The 15445-nt window shown below is 74.0% G+C and carries 13 protein-coding genes and 2 pseudogenes; 11 read left to right on the forward strand and 4 right to left on the reverse strand.

What is annotated here, in order from left to right:
• Positions 1-120 precede the first annotated feature (120 nt).
• Positions 121-225: pseudogene (locus tag ACEQ2X_RS00790) on the reverse strand (DUF255 domain-containing protein); the annotation flags it as partial.
• A gap of 126 nt (positions 226-351) precedes the next feature.
• Between ACEQ2X_RS00790 and ACEQ2X_RS00795 the strand changes: the two are divergent.
• The 7 genes and pseudogenes from ACEQ2X_RS00795 to ACEQ2X_RS00825 all read left to right on the forward strand — a co-directional run bounded on the left by ACEQ2X_RS00795 (position 352) and on the right by ACEQ2X_RS00825 (position 7153).
• Positions 352-1335, forward strand: coding sequence for an ABC transporter ATP-binding protein (locus ACEQ2X_RS00795; protein WP_370323835.1), 984 nt, complete (start codon positions 352-354; stop codon positions 1333-1335).
• A complete protein-coding gene (locus ACEQ2X_RS00800) occupies positions 1332-2108 on the forward strand; it encodes an ABC transporter permease (RefSeq protein WP_370323836.1) in 777 nt (258 codons plus the stop codon). Before ACEQ2X_RS00795 ends, ACEQ2X_RS00800 begins: the two co-directional genes overlap by 4 nt.
• Positions 2109-2476: 368 nt before the next feature.
• Positions 2477-2863 (forward strand): annotated as a pseudogene (locus ACEQ2X_RS00805) (histidine kinase dimerization/phosphoacceptor domain-containing protein); the annotation flags it as partial.
• 109 nt (positions 2864-2972) lie between these two features.
• Positions 2973-3296 (forward strand): sensor histidine kinase, encoded by a 324-nt coding sequence (locus ACEQ2X_RS00810; protein WP_370324054.1) that lies wholly within the window; start codon positions 2973-2975, stop codon positions 3294-3296.
• Positions 3293-3904 carry a DNA-binding response regulator gene (locus tag ACEQ2X_RS00815; protein ID WP_370324055.1) on the forward strand — a complete coding sequence of 204 codons (612 nt, stop codon included), beginning with the start codon at positions 3293-3295 and terminating at the stop codon, positions 3902-3904. The genes ACEQ2X_RS00810 and ACEQ2X_RS00815 overlap by 4 nt, the downstream gene beginning before the upstream one ends.
• 60 nt (positions 3905-3964) lie before the next feature.
• Positions 3965-6895, forward strand: coding sequence for an AMP-binding protein (locus ACEQ2X_RS00820; RefSeq protein ID WP_370323837.1), 2931 nt, complete (start codon positions 3965-3967; stop codon positions 6893-6895).
• 75 nt (positions 6896-6970) lie between these two features.
• Positions 6971-7153: a CsbD family protein gene (locus ACEQ2X_RS00825; protein ID WP_370323838.1), complete on the forward strand. Its 183-nt coding sequence runs from the start codon at positions 6971-6973 to the stop codon at positions 7151-7153.
• Here ACEQ2X_RS00825 and ACEQ2X_RS00830 read toward each other — a convergent pair.
• On the reverse strand, positions 7134-7508 hold the full coding sequence (locus ACEQ2X_RS00830) for a hypothetical protein (RefSeq protein ID WP_370323839.1): 375 nt from the start codon (positions 7506-7508) through the stop codon (positions 7134-7136). The two genes, ACEQ2X_RS00825 and ACEQ2X_RS00830, sit on opposite strands and share 20 nt — an antisense overlap.
• Before the next feature lie 181 nt (positions 7509-7689).
• On the opposite strand from ACEQ2X_RS00830, the gene ACEQ2X_RS00835 reads away from it, so the two are divergent.
• Positions 7690-8718, forward strand: a complete 1029-nt coding sequence (locus ACEQ2X_RS00835; protein WP_372530534.1) for a helix-turn-helix domain-containing protein — start codon at positions 7690-7692, stop codon at positions 8716-8718.
• A gap of 24 nt (positions 8719-8742) precedes the next feature.
• On the opposite strand, the gene ACEQ2X_RS00840 is transcribed toward ACEQ2X_RS00835, so the two are convergent.
• Positions 8743-9963 (reverse strand): phosphatidylserine/phosphatidylglycerophosphate/cardiolipin synthase family protein, encoded by a 1221-nt coding sequence (locus ACEQ2X_RS00840; RefSeq protein ID WP_370323841.1) that lies wholly within the window; start codon positions 9961-9963, stop codon positions 8743-8745.
• A gap of 97 nt (positions 9964-10060) precedes the next feature.
• Between ACEQ2X_RS00840 and ACEQ2X_RS00845 the strand changes: the two genes are divergently transcribed.
• The 3 genes from ACEQ2X_RS00845 to ACEQ2X_RS00855 all read left to right on the forward strand — a co-directional run bounded on the left by ACEQ2X_RS00845 (position 10061) and on the right by ACEQ2X_RS00855 (position 14838).
• Entirely contained in the window at positions 10061-12178 is a 2118-nt protein-coding gene (locus ACEQ2X_RS00845; RefSeq protein WP_370323842.1) for a radical SAM protein, read from the forward strand.
• A gap of 115 nt (positions 12179-12293) precedes the next feature.
• Positions 12294-13775, forward strand: coding sequence for a glutamate--cysteine ligase (locus ACEQ2X_RS00850; protein WP_370323843.1), 1482 nt, complete (start codon positions 12294-12296; stop codon positions 13773-13775).
• A 64-nt stretch (positions 13776-13839) separates the two neighbouring features.
• Positions 13840-14838 carry a hypothetical protein gene (locus ACEQ2X_RS00855; protein WP_370323844.1) on the forward strand — a complete coding sequence of 333 codons (999 nt, stop codon included), beginning with the start codon at positions 13840-13842 and terminating at the stop codon, positions 14836-14838.
• A 150-nt stretch (positions 14839-14988) separates the two neighbouring features.
• On the opposite strand, the gene ACEQ2X_RS00860 is transcribed toward ACEQ2X_RS00855, so the two are convergent.
• Complete coding sequence (locus tag ACEQ2X_RS00860; protein ID WP_370323845.1) at positions 14989-15396, reverse strand: hypothetical protein; 408 nt, start codon at positions 15394-15396, stop codon at positions 14989-14991.
• Positions 15397-15445: the final 49 nt, after the last annotated feature.

The following is a 15445-nucleotide window of genomic DNA, read 5'->3' on the forward strand; positions in this document are numbered from 1 at the left end:
AGGGGGTGACCCCGCTCACCACACCCTGACCGGGGAGGTTCTGGTGGCCACCAGCGGGGAGATCTGGTGGCCACCAGCGGGGACAACCCGTGACCGCCCCTGGGGAAGTTCTACTGGCCCTTGACACTCGGCGAAGGCGTCGTCACCCCACTCCCGCCAGTCCACCGGGTTGTCGGCGTGCTGGCGGAGGTACGGGCTCGAGCTCGTGGCGAGACGGTTGGCCATGTGGTCGACCGTACCCGGCGGCCTCAGCCGCCCGTGCGGGCGACGGCGGACCACGTGACACCTGTCACCTCACACCGGTGACGGACGGCGCTACCGCCGCACCGGCGCCGGGCGCACGGTGGGGGCATGCCCACCACCCCCGACCTCCCGCCGCCGGCGCCGCTGGTGGCCCAGGCCGTCACCCTGACCTACCCGCGTGCCGAGGCGCCCGCGATCGTCGACGTCGACCGCGACGTCCGGCCCGGCGAGTGCGTCGCCCTCCTCGGACCGAACGGTGCCGGCAAGACGACGTTCATCCGCACCGTGACCGGCCTCGCCACCCCCGACACCGGCACCGTCCGCGTCGCCGGCGGCGACCCCCGGGACGCCCCCACGCGCCTGGCCCTCGGCGTGATGCTGCAGGAGACGGCGTTCCCCCGCCACCTGACGGTCCGCGAGCTGGTCACCGGCGCGGCGGTCCGGGCGGGTCGACCCCGCGACGCGGTCGCCGGGTCCCTGGCCGAGGTCGGGCTCAGCGACCTCGCCCACCGGCGGTCGGCCAAGCTGTCCGGCGGGCAGCGCCGCCGCCTGCAGTTGGCCTGCGCCCTCGTCACCGACCCCGCGCTGCTGGTGCTCGACGAGCCGACCGAGGGCCTCGACGCCGAGGCCCGCCAGGCGTTCTGGCAGAACCTCGCCGCACGCCGCGACACCGGCATGGCCATCCTCCTGACCACCCACCTGATCGAGGAGGCCGGCGCGGTCGCGGACCGCGTCGTGGTCATCGCGGACGGACGCGTCGTGGCCGACGCCGACCCGGCCTCGCTGTCCGACCGGCTCCCGGACCGGCGCATCTCGCTCCGCACCGCCACACCGCTCGAGGAGGTGCGCGGCCGCCCCGACGTCCTCCACGCCGACGCGGCACCCGCCGCCGACGGCCGCCCACCCCTCCTCCGCATCACGACCCGCCAACCCGAGGCGGTGGTCCGCGACCTGCTCGTCGCCGACCCCTCCGCCACCGACCTGCGGGTCGAGGGGGCCAGCCTCGAGGAGGCGGTCATGGCCGTCGCCCAGCGCCCCACCCCCGCACCCGTCCCCACCCGCACCACCCGCACCAGCGAGGTCTCCCGATGACCACCACGACCGACGTCCTCCGCCGCCGCCCGCCCCTCCTCCGCCTGCTGCGCACCGAGGTCGCCGACGAGCTCAAGCAGATCGCCCGCGAACCGGCCGCGCTGTTCTTCAGCGTGCTCATGCCGGTCGGGTTCTTCGCCCTCTTCGTCAGCATGTTCGGCGCGGAGGGGAGCGACGGCGACCTGCCGGCCGGCACGGTCATGCTGGCCCGCTTCGGCAGCTACGGCGTCATCGGCGCGGTGATGATGAACCCCGGGCTGGCGCTCGCCGAAGCGCGGGACCGGGGGTGGTTCCAGGCCCAGAAGGTGTCACCGGTCCCGATCCCCGTGACCCTGGCCGCACGGGTGCTCGCCGCCCTGCCGTTCAGCATCGGCATCCTCATCGCGATGACCGGTGCCGCCGCCGGGTTCGGGGTGCTCGAGGTCACGCCCGCGGAGTGGGTCGCGCTGGTCGCCTCGCTCGTCGTCGGGTCGCTGCCGTTCGCGCTGGTCGGCCTGGCGATCGGCGTGCTCGCCGCCCCGCAGGCCGCGGCGGCGATCATGAACGCGGTGATCATCCCGCTGGCGATCGCCGGCGGGCTGTGGTTCCCGCTCGAGGTCATGCCGACGTTCGTCGCCGACCTCGCCCCGGCGCTGCCCACCTACCACCTGGCCCAGCTCGGCATGGCCGCGCTCACCGGTGAGGCGGCGATGGCGCACTGGGCCTACCTCGTCGCCTTCACGGCGGTCGCCGGCACCCTCGCCGCGATGGCGTACCGTCGAGCACCCACATGACCGCGCCGGACCCCGACGACGTCACCCCCGCCCCCTCCCGCGGTGGAGGGGGAGGGGTGCTGCCGCGCTGGTTCCCGCGCACCCACCTGGTCCACCTGCTGTACGTCGCGAACATGGGGTGGCAGCTCGCGTTCAACCCGGAGTCCCGCTGGGTCGAGTACGCCTTCGCCGTCGCGCTCGCCCTGGCGTTCCTGCCCCTCTTCGTCCTCAGCTACCACCCCGACACCGACGTGCGCTGGCGGGCCACCCGGGTCACGCCGCTCCTCGGGCTCCTCGGCACGCCGTTCAACGTCGGCGCGTCGGTGTTCTTCGTCTACGCAGCGGCGATGGGGACCTCGGCGCGGCCCCGACGGGGTGCCCTCCGCTGGATGGTCGTCCAGACCGGCCTGCTGGTCGTCGCGACCCTGGTCAGCGTCGTGCCGTGGCCCTACCGGATCTACGGCGTCCTGCCGTCCCTCGCGTTCATCTGGATCATCGGCTGGCAGACCATCGGCGAGGCGGAGCGCGAGCGCGAGGCCGAGCGGCTCCGCATCGAGAACGCCCGCATCGAGGCCCTCAGCGCCGCCGCGGAGCGCGAGCGGATCGCCCGCGACCTGCACGACCTGCTCGGGCACAGCCTGACCGGCCTGGTCGTCCGCGCCCAGCTGGTCCAGTCCCTCCTCGCCGCCGACCCCGACCGCGCCGGTGCCGAGGCCGCCCAGCTCGAGGGGACCGCCCGCCAGGCCCTCGCCCAGCTGCGCGCCGCGGTCAGCGGGCTCAACGCGGTGACCCTGGCCGACGAGCTCGAGACCGCCCAGCGGACCCTGAGCGCCGCCGGCGTCGCCGTCGATGTCCGGGGCGCCGGACAGGACGTCCCCGACCCGGATGGTCGAGCGGTCCCTCGCGCTGGCGCTGCGGGAGGCCGTCACCAACGTCGTCCGCCACGCCGAGGCCCGCCGCTGCGAGATCCGCGTGGAGCACCACGACGGCGCCTGGCACCTCCACGTCGTCGACGACGGCCGCGGGAGCCTCGGCGCGGTCGAGGGCAACGGCCTTCGCGGCATGCGCGAGCGCATCACCGCGGTCGGCGGTCACGTGGAGCGCGCCGCCGCCCGCAGCGCCCGCCTGCGCGTCGGCGCGGCCGCGCGGTTGCCCTCCGTTGGCCGGGCCGGTGGCGGCACCCACCTGACCGTCACCGTGCCCGGATGACCCGCCCCGTCCGCGTCGTGCTCGCCGAGGACGAGCAGATGATCCGTGACGCGTTCGGCCAGCTCCTCGACCTCCAACCCGACGTCGAGGTCGTCGCGGGCTGCCACGACGGCGCCAGCGCGCTCGAGGCCGTGCGCCACCACCGGCCCGACGTGCTGCTGACCGACATCGAGATGCCTGGCATGTCCGGGCTCGAGCTCGCCGAGGCCGTCGCCGCGGGGGGGCTGGCGGTCCGCGTGGTCATCGTCACGACCTTCGCCCGGCCCGGCTACCTCCGACGCGCGCTCGACGCCGGCGTGGCCGGGTACGTGCTGAAGGCGGCACCGGTCGCCGACCTCGTGCAGGCGCTGCGGACCGTCCGCGACGGCGGACGGGTGATCGAGCCCGAGCTGGCGCTGATGGCCTGGGACGCCCCCGTCGCGCTGACCGAGCGGGAGCGCGACGTGCTCAGGCTGGCCGAGGGCGGTCTGCCGAACGCCGACATCGCCGCCCGGCTGCACCTCGCCGAGGGGACGGTGCGCAACTACCTGTCCGACGCGATCACCAAGCTGCACGCGCGGACCCGCGGTGAGGCGGCGGCGATCGCGCGGAGCCGCGGGCTGCTGTAGCGACCGACGAGCGCGCGGCACCACCCATCCGTTACCGTTGGTATCCATGGTGGAGCCGAGATGGTGGACGTGAGCCCGAACCGCCTGATCTCGACTGCGATCAGAGCGGGGCAGGCAGCCCAGAACGCCCTCGAGGTCGCCCGGTTCGGCGGTCTCGAGACCGGTGACGAGCCCAGCCCGTTCGACGTCGTCGGGCGGACCCCCGTCTACCGGCTGCGCCACTACTTCCCCGAGCTCGGCGGCCAGGGCCGCCCGCCCGTGCTGCTGGTCCCGCCGCTGATGCTGACCGCAGAGGTCTACGACGTCGCCCCGGCCACCAGCGGGGTGGCCGCGCTGAGCGAGATGGGCATCGACCCGTGGGTGGTCGACTTCGGCGCCCCCGAGCGGGAGGAGGGCGGCCTCGAGCGCGACCTCGCCGACCACGTCCTGGCCGTCGGGGACGCGATCGACCGGGTCGTGCGCGCCACCGGCTCCGACGTCCACCTGGCGGGCTACTCCCAGGGCGGCATGTTCTGCTACCAGTCCTGCGCGTTCCGCCGCGGCGAGGGCATCACCAGCTTGATCACCTGGGGATCGCCGGTCGACATCCACCTGCTGTCGCCGGCTGGGCTGCCGGTCGCCCGCCTGGCCGACGCCGCCGCGACGCTGGCCGACGTCGTGCTGTCGCGGACCTCGGTCCCGGCCGGGTTGTCCAAGCGGATCTTCCAGCTGCTCGACCCGCTGAAGACGGCCCGCCAGCGCCTCCAGTTCATCCTCCAGCTCCACAACCGCGAGGCCCTGCTCGAACGCGAGGGCAGCCGCCGCTTCCTCGAGGACACCGGCTGGGTGGCCTGGCCCGGCCCCGCGGTCGCTGAGTTCGCGCGGCAGTTCATCAGCCACAACCGGATGATCCAGGGCGGCTTCGTCATCGACGGGCGGCCGGTCACCGTCGCCGACATCGACACCCCGACCCTCGCGGTCATCGGGACCAGCGACGAGATCGCCGCGGCGCCCGCCGTCCGCGCCATCCGGCGGGCCGCCCCGCAGGCGGAGATCTGGGAGCTGGCGCTCGACTCCGGTCACATGGGCCTGGTGGTGGGCCACGGAGCCCGCGAGAGCTCCTGGACGGTCGTCGCGGACTGGGTCCACTGGCAGGAGGGGACCGGCGACCGGCCCGATGCGATCGTCGAGCTCACCGAGCAGCCGGAGGCGCCCGCCGACCCCTCCGCGGGGGTGCAGGTCGCCACCGACATCGCCGTCGGCGCCGCCCACCTGGTCGCCGGATCGGCGCGCAACGCGACGAAGGCCGTCAGGGGCGTCCTGTCCGAGGCCGTCGACCAGCTCCCGCGGCTGGCCCGCCTCGAGCGCGTCGACGCGGACACCCGGGTCTCGCTCGCGCTGCTCCTGGACGAGCGCGCCCGCCGCCACCCCGACGAGACCTTCTTCCTGTTCGGCGGACGTGCGTACAGCTACGCCGACAGCCTCCACCGGATCGACGCGGTCACCCGGGGGCTGGTCAGCGTCGGGGTCCGCCAGGGCGAGCACGTCGGCGTGCTGATGGCCACCCGCCCGACGGCCCTCGCCGTCCTCGCCGCCCTGAGCCGGCTCGGCGCCGTCGCAGTGATGCTGCGCCCGGACGGCGACCTCCGCCGCGAGATGCGGCTCGGACAGGTCGGCCGCGTCATCGCCGACCCGGCACACGCGGCGCAGGCGGACGGGCACGGCGACGCGCCGCTGCTCGTGCTCGGCACCGGCGGGCGGGACGGCGAGCTGCCCGACGGGGCGGTCGACATGGAGCAGATCGACCACGAGGCCGTGGCGCTGCCCGGCTGGTACGAACCGAACCCCGGGCGGGCCCGCGACCTGGCCCTGGTCTCCTTCACCGGACGCGGCGGGGCGACGCGGGCCAACCGCATCACCAACCGGCGCTGGGCCATGTCGGCGTTCGGCACCGCGTCGGCGGCGTCGCTCGGCCTGCGCGACACCGTCTACGCGGTCACGCCGCTGCACCACCCGGCCACCCTCCTCACCGCGATCGGCGGGGCGGTCGTCAGCGGCGCCCGACTGGCCGTGGCGCCCCGGTTCGACGCCGACACGTTCTGGGAGGAGGTCCGCCGCTACGGCGTCACCGTCGTCTCCTACACCTGGGCGATGTGCCGCGACCTGCTGCAGGCGCCGCCGACCGCCGCCGAGCGCCACCACCCGATCCGGCTGTTCATCGGCTCGGGCATGCCGACGGGTCTGTGGCACCGCGTCCAGGACCGCTTCCGCCCCGCCCGCGTGCTCGAGTTCTACGCACCCACCGAGGGCGACGTCGTCCTGGCCAACGTCCGCGGCGGCAAGGTCGGCGCGAAGGGTCGGCCGCTGCCCGGCACCGCCCGCGTGGCCCTCGGGGCCTACGACGTGGACCGCGGGGTGCTCGTCACCGGTGCCGACGGCTTCGTGCAGGAGCCCGCGGTGGGGGAGGTGGGGATGCTCCTCGCCCGGGTCGGGAGGGAGCGCACGTCGGTCCGCGGCCGGGTGCTCCGCGGCGTGTTCGCCAAGGGGGACGCGTGGCTGTCGACCGGCGACCTGTTCTGCGCCGACGCCGACGGCGATCTCTGGCTCCTCGGCCGCCCGTCGACCCTGATCCGGACCCGGGACGGGCACGTCCCGCCGTTCGGTGTGGAAGCCGCCCTCGAGAGCGTGGACGCCGTCGACCTGGCCGTCGCCTACGGCGTGCGACCCGAGGGATCGCGGGACGAGCTCGTGGTCGCCGCGGTCACCGCCCGGGACGGGGAGGGATTGTCGATCGACGCGCTGCTCGCCGGCCTGTCGGCGGTCGAGGCCTGGCAGTGGCCGTCGGTGATCCGGGTGGTCGACGACGTGCCGCTCTCGTTGCACCACCGGCCGCAGAAGGCCCCGCTGCAGGACGAGGGGATCCCGTCGGACGCGGAGGGGTGGTGGTGGGACGAGGACGCGGGTCGCTACCGCCCGCTCGACGCCACGGCCGCCGCGACGCTGATGTCCTGACGGTCGGGTTCGTCGCCGGGGGCGGGGGAATGGTGTCCCGGCGAGGGCAACCCATCACGAGCGACAGGAGCAGCCATGCCAGACGACCACCGGGTCGACGAGGCCAAGGGACGGGTCAAGGAGGCCGCCGGAAGCCTGACCGGCGACGACGAGCTCAAGCGCGAGGGCACGGTCGACCGGGTCACCGCCGACGTGAAGGAGAAGGCGGCCGGGCTGATCGACAAGGCCCGGGACGCGGTCACCGGAGACGACCGCTAGCGACCACCGGACCGGTCGGCGCGGGCGCGGTCCCGGACGGATCCGCCGGGTCCGCGTCCACGCCGGCGAGCACCCGGTCGGCGAGGGCGACCGCGTCGTCGGCGGCGCGGTGGAGCGCCCACACCGCCAGGCGCTCGACCACCGGCGCCGGCTCGTTCGGACCGGGCTGCAACCGTCCCGCCCGGTCGGGGTCGGCGCTCGAGGTGAGCACGGCCACCGCGCGTCGGACGTCGCGGTCAGCGGTGAACCGGCCGGACAGCCGCCCGGCGATCCGGTCGGCCAGCGCGAAGCGTGGGGCGTCGAGGGGGACGGCGGGGCGGGTGGTGTCCCGGGTGGTGTCCCGAGTGGTGTCCATGGCGTGGCTCCTCGTCGGAGGGGGGTGGTGTGACCGACGATGCCCTTGTCGGCTCTGACCGAGGAGTGGCATGATCGCCAACATGCGCAATGTTGCTGCCAATGCGGGTGCTGCCAGCCCGATCGGCGCGGTCCCGTGGGAGCCCGGCGAGGACGTCGTGGACCCGGTCCTGGCCGACGCGATGTCGACGGTCACCGAGGACCACGTGGTCGCCGTCCTGGCGCCCGAGCCCCTCAGCCCGTTCGAGTTCGCGATCGCCTGCGAGGTGTTCGGGATCCGGCGGAGCGAGGTGATCGCGCGGATGGCCCGCCCGCGCTGGTACGACCTGCGCGTCTGCGCGCAGCGGCCCGGCGTCCCGGTCGCCACCTCGATGGGGTTCTCGATCGTCGCCGAGCACGGGTTGGACGCGGTGGTCGACGCCGACACGGTGATCGTGCCCATGGCGTCCAAGTGGGGCGTCTCCGAGACGCACCGGGCGGGCTGGCGGATGCCGGCGCTGCCCGACGACGAGGTCCTCCAGGCACTCGTCGACGCCGCCGAGCGGGGTGCGCGGATCGTGAGCTTCTGCTCCGGGGCGTTCACCCTGGCCGAGGCCGGGTTGCTCGACGGGCGTCGCGCGACGACCCACTGGCTGTTCCTCGACGCGTTCCGCCGCCGCTACCCGACCGTCGAGGTGGTCCCCGACGTGCTCTACGTGGACGCCGGGCAGGTGCTGACCTCGGCGGGCTCCGCCGCCGGCCTGGACCTGTCCCTCCACCTGCTGCGGGCCGATCACGGCGCCGACGTCGCGGACCTCGTCGCCCGGCGGCTGGTCATCCCGCCGCACCGCGACGGCGGGCAGGCGCAGTACACGACCGTGCCGCCGCCGAGGACCGGCGGGACCCCGTTCGCCGAGCTGCTCGACTGGCTCGTCGCCAGCCTCCACGAGCCGCTGACCGTGAGCGACATGGCCGCGCGGGCGGCGATGAGCCCTCGCACGTTCGCGCGGCGCTTCGCCGAGGCCACCGGCACCACGCCGCTGCAGTGGCTGACCACCCAGCGCCTCGCCCGGGCCCGCCAGCTGCTCGAGACCACCGACCTGACGGTCGACGTCGTGGCGGCGCGCAGCGGTCTCGGCAGCGCGGCGAACCTCCGCAGCCGGCTGCGCGACGCCTGCGGCGTCAGCCCGAGCGCCTACCGGCAGCGGTTCAAGCGCGACGCGGCGGCGTAGCCCCCCTCGCGCGGCCGTCCGCCGTCAGTCCAGGAACCTGCCCTGTTCGGCGGCGCCGCTGCCCCGCAGCCCGAACGTGGCCAGGTGGGTGGCGGCGGAACGGAGCCGGTGGGTGAGGGGACGGTCGCGCCACGTGGCCGCGTCGAGGGTGCGGCTGTGCGCGCGGTCGTCGACGAAGTGGGCGTCGAGGGTCGCGACGACGTCGGGGTCGTGCACCAGCAGGCCGATCTGCTCGTTGAGGGCGAGGGACCGCGCATCGACGTTGGTGGTCCCGACGAAGGCGACCCGGCGGTCGACCGTCACGACCTTCGCATGGAGCATCGTGGGCTCGTAGGCGTGGATGCGGACCCCGTGGTCGAGCAGCCGGGCGTAGTGGTGCTCGGCCGCCCAGCGGTAGTGCACCGGCTCGGTGTGGGGGCCGGGGACGAGGACCTCCACGTCCACCCCCCGCCCGGGGGCGTGGCACAGCAGGTCGAGGAAGAACGCCGGTGGGCGGAAGTAGGCGCTCGTCACGCGGATGCGGTCGACGGCCACGGTGAGGAGCGCGTGCAGGGCCAGCGCGGAGTCGTTCCACCCCGGCTGGGACGAGGCCCGGATGACCTGCACCGCCGAGGTGCCGGCCGGTTCGCGGACCCCGAACTCGTCGGACTCGTCGACGAGCGCGTGCGGCGTCTCGATCCAGTCGCTGCGGAACGCCGCGTGGATGCCGTCGACCGCCGGCCCCTCCACCCGGTAGTGGGTGTCGCGCCAGCAGGTCGGGTCGTCCGCGTCGCCCTCCCACTCCGCGGCGATGCCGACCCCGCCGGTGAACGCCACGGTCGAGTCGACCACGAGCACCCGGCGGTGGGTCCGCACGTTCCAGCGCCACACCTTCAGCGAGCTGAACGGCCGGAAGGTCTCCAGCACCACGCCCGCGTCCCGCATCCGGGACCTCGCCCCCGCGGCCATGGTCCGCGCCCCGAAGCCGTCGACCAGGACGCGGACCCGCACGCCGGCGCGGGCCCGCTCGGCCAGCGCGTCGGCGAACGCGTCGCTGATGTCCCCGGTCCAGTAGATGAACGTCATCAGGTCGATCGACCGCTCCGCCGACCGGATCGCCTCCAGCATGGCCGGGAAGATCTCCACGCCGTTGCGGAGGACGTCGACGCGGTTCCCCTCGGTCGCGGGGATGCCGGTGATGGCCTCGAGCACCTGGCGGTGGGTGGCGGTGGGCGTGGTGGTCTCGGGCGTGGTGGTCTCGGGCATCGGCGGGCTCCGGCGGTGGGGTGCGGACGCCCTACCTGCTCACCGCGAGTGCCCAAACCGATCGACCCGAACGTGTGTTCGTGTAGTGTGGATGCTAATGCGCTCCCTGGCCGACCTGCAGCGCGCCCCGGACGCCCTCACGGCGCCCCCTGGCCTGACCCTGCCGGTCCTGGCCACGCGCACGTTCGACACCCCCGAGTTCCGGGGCATGACCTTCCTCGAGGTCGAGACCAAGTCGGTCCTGAACAAGGTCAGCGGCATGCCGTTCGGCTGGTCGATCAACCTGTACCGGGGCTGCCAGCACGCGTGCTCGTACTGCCTGGTCCCCGACACCCCGATCCTCATGGCCGATGGCACCCAGAAGGCGCTCGGTGATCTCGCGACCGGGGATGTGGTCTACGGCACGAAGTTGCGGGGACGGTACCGCTCCTTCGTGCCATCTCGGGTGTCGGACGTGTGGCGAAGCGTCAAGCCGGCGCACCGGATCACGTTGGCCGACGGCACCGCACTGGTGGCGAGCGGGGATCACCGCTTCTTGACCGAGCGCGGCTGGAAGCACGTCACCGGCGCCGAGCAGGGGGCGGCCCGGCGCCCGCACCTGACGACGAACAACCGGCTCTACGGTCCCGGACAGCTCCCCACAGGTCCGGCCCAGGACGAGTCCTATCGACGCGGGTACCTGTGCGGCATGGTCCGGGGCGACGGGACGTGGGGCACCTATCGCTACGAACGCGGTGGTCGGACGACGGAGGTGCACCGCTTCCGGTTGGCGCTCGTCGACGACGAACCCCTCGTGCGCACTGCACGCTACCTGGAGGGCTTCGGGGTCCCGACCGATCGCTTCCGCTTCGCGGCCGCGACGGCGACCCGGAAGGAGGTCCAGGCCATCCGGACATCTCGCCGGGCATCGGTCGCGCGCATCGAGGAGCTGATCCGATGGCCCGTTCACGAGGCTGACGAGGAGTGGATGCGGGGGTTCCTGGCCGGGATCTTCGACGCAGAGGGCAGCCACGCCGGAACGGTGATGCGCATCTCCAACGCCGATGAGGACATCTTGGCGTGGACGTGTCGTTGCATGACCGCGCTCGGGGTCGAGCACGTGCGCGAGCCGGCCCGTGAGAACGGTGTGTCGTGCGTGCGCGTACGGGGAGGCTTGCCGATGCGGCTGCGCTTCCTGCTCACGACCGCGCCGGCCACGACGCGCAAGCGGCAGATCGACGGCTTGGCGGTGAAGGGGTGGAACCGCACCGACGTCGTCGCCATCGAGCCGCTGGGGGTGGACCTCCCGATGGTCGACATCTCCACGGAGACCGGGGATTTCATCGCGAACGGGATCGTCAGCCACAACTGCTTCGCCCGCCCCACGCACGAGTACCTCAACCTCAACGCGACGACGGACTTCGACACGACCGTCGTGGTCAAGGTCAACGCCGTCGAGGTGCTCCGGCGCGAGCTGGCCAAGCCGTCGTGGAAGGGCGAGCACGTCGCGATCGGGACGAACGTCGACGCCTATCAGCGGGCGGAGGGGCGCTATCAGCTGATGCGCGGGGTGATCCCGGCACTGGCGCGGTCGCTGACGCCGTTCTCGATCCTCACCAAGGGCACGCTGATCACCCGCGACGTCGACCTGCTGGTCGCCGCCAGCGAGCGGGTGCCCGTGGCGGCCTCGCTGACGATCGGGATGCTCGACGAGGCGGTGTGGCGGGCGGTCGAGCCGGGCACGCCGTCCCCGCGGGCTCGGCTGTCGGCGGTGCGGGCGCTGAACGAGGCCGGGATCCCGACCGGGGTGATGCTCGCGCCGATCATGCCGGGGCTGAACGACGGCCTCGACGACCTCCGGCGGCTGACCGAAGCCGCGGTGGAGGCGGGGGCGACCCACGTCACCCCGATCACCCTGCACCTGCGGCCCGGCGTGAAGGAGGCGTTCTGGCCGTGGCTCGAGTCGACCCACCCGGACCTGGTCGGGCGCTACGCCGAGCTGTACGGGGCCCCCGGCGGACGCAGGCGGGGCCGGTCCACGCTGCCGCCGGACGTCGCGGCACCGCTGACCGCGACGGTGCGGCGGGCGCGGGACGCCGCCTGGCGTCGCCGCGGCGGTCCACCGGACCCCGGGCACTGGCCGGATCGGACCCGGCCGGGCGAGAACGACACCGGCCACCACGTGCGCGCCGGCGGCGGGCGGGCTCCGGAGTCCGAGCAGCTGCGGCTGCTGTGACCGGTGCCACGGCGGCCCCACGGGGGTCAGACCGTCGGCGTCGGGGAACGGCCCACTAGGATCGACGTCGGCTGCGGCAGGTGGCCGGCTGACGAACCACCCCCGGGAGGCAGGCGTGGGACGCGACATCGAGAGCATCGAGTTCACCCGCGAGGACCGCCGCCGGTACCGCGAGAAGGTGAAGGTCTGCCTGCAGGTCCTCCGCCAGCTGATGGACGAGGGGCGGTTCTCGACCGGCCAGCGCACCCTGGGCGTCGAGCTGGAGATCTACCTGACCGACGACCACGCCCAGGTGCTCCCCGTGAACGCCGAGGTGCTGGACGCCCTGGCCTCCCCCGAGTTCCAGACCGAGCTCGCCCAGTTCAACATGGAGTTCGCGACCTCCCCGCGGGCGGTGGTCGGGGACTGCTTCACCCACGTGGAGGACGAGCTCCGCCAGTCCCTCGACCGGGCCAACGAGAAGGCCCGCGACGTCGACGCCCGCGTCATCATGATCGGGATCCTGCCGACCCTCACCGACTTCGACGTCACCGAGCAGAACCTGTCGGCCAACCCGCGCTACAAGGCGCTGAACGACGCCATCCTGAACGCGCGCGGCGAGGACCTCGTCATCGACATCGCCGGCGACGAGAACCTGTCCGCGGTCACGAACTCGATCGTCTTCGAGGCCGCGTGCACCTCCATGCAGCTCCACCTGCAGGTCGACCCGGGCGACTTCGCCCGGTACTGGAACGCGGCGCAGGCCCTGAGCGGCCCGCTGGTCGCCGTGGCCGCGAACTCGCCGTTCTTCCTCGGCAAGCGGCTGCACCACGAGACCCGGATCGCGCTGTTCCAGCAGGCCATCGACACCCGGACCGAGGAGCTCGCCGAGCAGGGCGTCCGCCCCCGGGTGTGGTTCGGCGAGCGCTGGCTGACCGACGGCGTGTTCGAGCTGTTCGAGGAGAACGTCCGCTACTTCCCCTCCCTCCTGCCGATCACCGAGTCGACCGACCCCGAGGGCATGCTCGTCGACGGGCAGCTGCCCGCCCTCGAGGAGCTCACGCTGCACAACGGGACGATCTACCGCTGGAACCGGCCGGTGTACGACATCGCCGGCGGCGAGCCGCACCTGCGGATCGAGAACCGGGTCCTGCCCGCCGGCCCGACGGTCATCGACTGCACGGCCAACATCGCGCTGTACTACGGCCTGCTCGGCGGGTTGGCCGAGGCCTCCGCGCCCGTGTGGGAGGCGATGAGCTTCCAGGCCGCGGAGTCCAACTTCTTCGAGGCCGCCCGCTACGGGATGGGGTCGCGGCTGTACTGGCCCGGGCTCGGCACGCTGCCGGCGGCAGAGCTGATGGTGCGCCACCTCCTCCCCCTCGCCCGCAAGGGGTTGGAGGAGTGGGGGGTCGACGCCGCCGACATCGACCGCTACCTCGGCACGATCGAGCAGCGCGCCCTGTCCGGCCAGAACGGGGCGGCCTGGCAGATCGCCGCGCACGAGCGGCTCCTGGCCGAGGGGATGGACCGCGCCGAGGCCGCGATCACCCTGACCACCCGCTACGCCGACCTGCACGAGTCCGGGGTGCCGGTCCACCAATGGCCGGTGGTCGCCTGATGGAGCTGGTGGCCCGCTGAGCACCGCCGTCCGCACCGATCCGCTGTACCACCGCCTCGACGGGATGGCGGCGGCCGTCGACCTCGTGGCGGGGTCCGACACCGACGTGCTCACCCGTCTGGGCGGGAAGCCGGCGCTGATCCACCTGCCAGGACGGGTCGACGCGCCGGCGCGCCTCATCTCCGTGCTGCTCCACGGCAACGAGGACTCCGGCTTCCGGGGGCTGTGCGCCTGGCTGCGGGACCGGCCGGTCGTCGAGCGGCCGCTGTGGCTGTTCATCGGGAACGTCCGCGCGGCCACGCAGCACGGCTGGTTCGCGCACCGCTACCTCGCCGACCAGGAGGACTTCAACCGGGTGTGGGGGATCGAGCCGGCCACGACCCGGATGCGGCTGTGCGCGAAGGAGGTGCTCGAGACGGTCACCTCAGGCCCCCTCGAGGCAGCCCTCGACGTGCACAACAACACCGGCGACAACCCGCTGTACGCGATCGTCCCGCGGCCGGACCCGGCCACGCTGGGCCTCGCCGCGGCGCTGGCCGACATCGGTCTGGTCTGGGGCACCCAGGAGCACACCCTGATGCAGGCCCTGGAGGGCGTCTGCCCCGCGGTGGCCGTCGAGTGCGGGATGGCCGGCGTGCCCGCCCACGCTGACCTCGCCCGCCGGGTGATCGAGTCCTTCGTCGCCGCCGACGGCTTCCCGACGACCGCACGACCTGAGCGGCTGCTCGAGGTCCGCTACCGCGTCGAGGTCCGGCCCGAGGTCGCCTTCGACTTCGTCCCCCGGCTCGGGGAGTCGCTCGACCTCGCGATCGTCCCCGGGCTCGACGCGGAGAACTTCGGGCACCTGCCGCCCGGCACGCTCATCGGCCACACGGTGCCCGGCGGCGCCGCCCCGCTGCTGGTCACCGACGTCGCCGGCGTCGACGTGACCGACGCGCTGATCCAGGTCGACGACGAGGGTGCGGTCACCCTCACCCGCGACGTGATCCCCGCGATGATGACCCGCACCGCCGAGCAGACCCGCCGCGACTGCCTGTTCTACGTGCTCGCCGACCACGGCTGAGGGTGCCGGCACGACCGACTGCACGTCGTCCCGCTCCCCAGGTCTGCCACCTGCACGTGCTCCGGCACCCCCCGGGATGTGGTGCGATCAGCGGCGCGTCGTCACCGTGCGACGTGCAGTTGAGCGGCGACGTCACCCCCGGAGGACGCGCTAGGCACCCGTGAGCAGGCCAGGGGCGCGGGCCGCGGCGCCGTCGCCCGGGCGGGAGACCAGCACCCGCGGGGTCCGGCCCGGTGCGCTCGCGCGGTACGCCTCGGCGACCGCTCGTCCGACGGCGTCCGGGTCCCCCTCGACCAAGCCGATGACCGCGCCGCCGAAGCCACCGCCGGTCATGCGGGCGGCGACCGCACCGTGGGCCACCAGCAGGTCGACGAGGTGGTCGGTCTCGGGCACCGTCACCTCGAAGTCGTCCTGGAGGCTCGCGTGGCTGGCCGCGAACAGCCGGCCGACCGCCCCCAGGTCCCCCGCCGCGAGCGCGTCGACGGTCGCGGTGACCCGGGCGTTCTCGGTGACCACGTGCCGCAGGCGGCGCGCCGGCACGTCGTCGAGCCCCGCCACGCAGCGCGCCCAGCTCCGCCGGGTCGACGTCGGCGGGACGGCGGCCGCC

This window comes from Euzebya sp. (assembly GCF_964222135.1).
Lineage (GTDB): Bacteria > Actinomycetota > Nitriliruptoria > Euzebyales > Euzebyaceae > Euzebya.